This window comes from Mesorhizobium sp. M7A.F.Ca.CA.002.15.2.1, from assembly GCF_003998715.1.
In the GTDB taxonomy this organism is placed as follows: Bacteria; Pseudomonadota; Alphaproteobacteria; order Rhizobiales; family Rhizobiaceae; genus Mesorhizobium; species Mesorhizobium ciceri.
On the sequence record NZ_RZPI01000838.1, the window covers coordinates 1 to 2,137 of the forward strand.

At 62.5% G+C, this 2,137-nt stretch carries 1 protein-coding gene and 1 pseudogene; both read left to right on the forward strand.

Annotation, left to right across the window (positions count from 1 at the left end; genetic code table 11):
• Window positions 1-1,132, forward strand: a 1,132-nt coding sequence (locus ENZ74_RS30040) for an ABC transporter ATP-binding protein (RefSeq protein ID WP_164761320.1), incomplete at its 5' end; no start/stop codon positions are given.
• 260 nt (window positions 1,133-1,392) lie between these two features.
• Window positions 1,393-2,137 (forward strand): annotated as a pseudogene (locus ENZ74_RS30045) (hypothetical protein); the annotation flags it as partial.

The following is a 2,137-nucleotide window of genomic DNA, read 5'->3' on the forward strand; positions in this document are numbered from 1 at the left end:
CGTGGTCAAGGGCTTTGGCGCCGAGGAGCGCGAAGAACGCCGCCTGGCCAAGGTCGTCGCCAAATGGCGTGCGCGTACACGGCGCACCTGGGTGCGCGGCACCATCAACGGCACCACGCAAGGGGTGCTGCTGCTGGTCATGCGCGCTGCGGTGATCGGCCTGGCGCTGATGCTGTGGTCGTGGGGGCAGGCGAGCGCCGGCGACGTTGCGTTCGTGCTGACCTCGCTCTTTGTGCTGCAGGGCTATCTCAGGGACATCGGCACGCATATCCGCAACCTGCAGCGCTCCATCAACGATATGGAAGAGCTGGTCGATTTCCAGTCCGAACCGCTCGGCATCGAGGACCGGCCAGGTGCCAAGCCGATCCGGATCACCGAAGGACGGATCAGCTTCGACAACGTCACCTTTCACTATGGCCATCACCGATCCGCGCTTTACCGCGACTTTTCGGTCGATATCGCGCCGGGTGAGCGCGTCGGGCTGGTCGGCCATTCGGGGTCGGGCAAGACGACCTTCGTCAAGCTTATCCAGCGGCTCTATGACGTGAACGCGGGGAAAATCCTGGTCGACAGTCAGGACATCTCGCAGGTGGCGCAAGCCTCGCTGCGCGGGCAGATCGCCATCGTTCAGCAGGAGCCGATCCTGTTCCACCGGTCGCTGGCCGAAAACATCGCCTATGCCAGGCCGAGTGCGTCGCAGGAGGAGATCGAGCATGCCGCCAAGCTGGCGAGTGCGCATGACTTCATCACCAACCTGCCAAAGGGCTACGGTACACTGGTCGGCGAACGCGGCGTGAAACTGTCGGGTGGCGAGCGTCAGCGCGTGGCGATCGCGCGCGCCTTCCTTGCCGATGCGCGCATCCTGATCCTCGACGAGGCGACATCGAGCCTCGATTCGGAATCGGAGGTGCTGATCCAGCAGGCGATGGAGCGGCTGATGGTCGGCCGCACCACGCTGGTCATCGCGCACCGGCTTTCGACAGTGCGGGCGCTCGACAGGCTGCTGGTCTTCGATCGCGGCAACATCGTCGAGGAAGGCTCGCATGACGAACTGATCCGGCTGAAAGGCGGCATCTACCGTCGCCTGTTCGAACGCCAGGCGCTCGAACTGACCAAGGGACTTGTCAGCTGACCTGAGGCGGCCTCCAGCTTCGGCCGGAGGCCGCCTCTGTCAGGCACGGTCAGCCCAGCGGGCTGGAGCAGGAGATGCGATCGCAGGGAGGCAGTCGACCCGTCGATCAGCGCCGTGATGCTGGCCGACTTGATTTGCCTGTGAAGTCCTGTCCGGATAGTAAGTCTTGGGACCTCTGTTCATCATATTGACCGAGATACGTTGTTTCTACCAATGGTTGATATATATCCGATGGAGGCAACCCACGGACGTTTTTCACGATGCATCTTTCTGCGAATGCCGAGGAAAAGTTGGCTGCGCCGTCAGTGCTGGAATCTCAGCATGGCTCGGTTCGGCCGCTTGCTGCCGAAGATCTCGAGCGCGTCGCCGCACTCTTCCTGACGAAGTTTCGCCGGCGGCGCCGTCACCTCCTCGATCGCGCGATCGCCGAAACGGCCGCGTATATGAGAGAGATTTATCTCGACCCTGCCGGCCACTCCGGTGAAAGCAACGCTCTTGTCCAGATCAACCGGCAGGGCCGCCTGGGTGGGTTCCTCGGCGTTTTGAAAGCCCGCTACGAGCTCAATGGTGCGCCATTGAATGCGGCGATCATCGGGCCGCTCATGGCCGACCCCGGCACCGATGACGGCTCGGCCGGACCGCAATTGCTGCGGGCATTGCATCAAGGCGAATTCGATCTGCAGCTGACCGATTCGGCCAACCGGACATCCTTAGCCTTCGCGCGCCCGATGAAGTATCAACTCCTGCCGGTGCATTGTCTGGGATGGACATATGTCTTCCGGCCGGCGGGAATGGCCGCCGCCGCACTGCACCGTAAATGGCCCGGCCTGCCTCACCTTGTACTCGACCCCTTTGCGCGAGCATTCGATGCTCTTGCGAAAAGAAGGTTCGAGCCCCCCGTCCAGCATTCATCGTCGCATCGCACCCACCGTGAGCCGATCAATGCCGTGCAATTTGCCGAGGAACTGCCGACCCTCCTGTCTGGTTACGCTCTTCGGCCCTGTC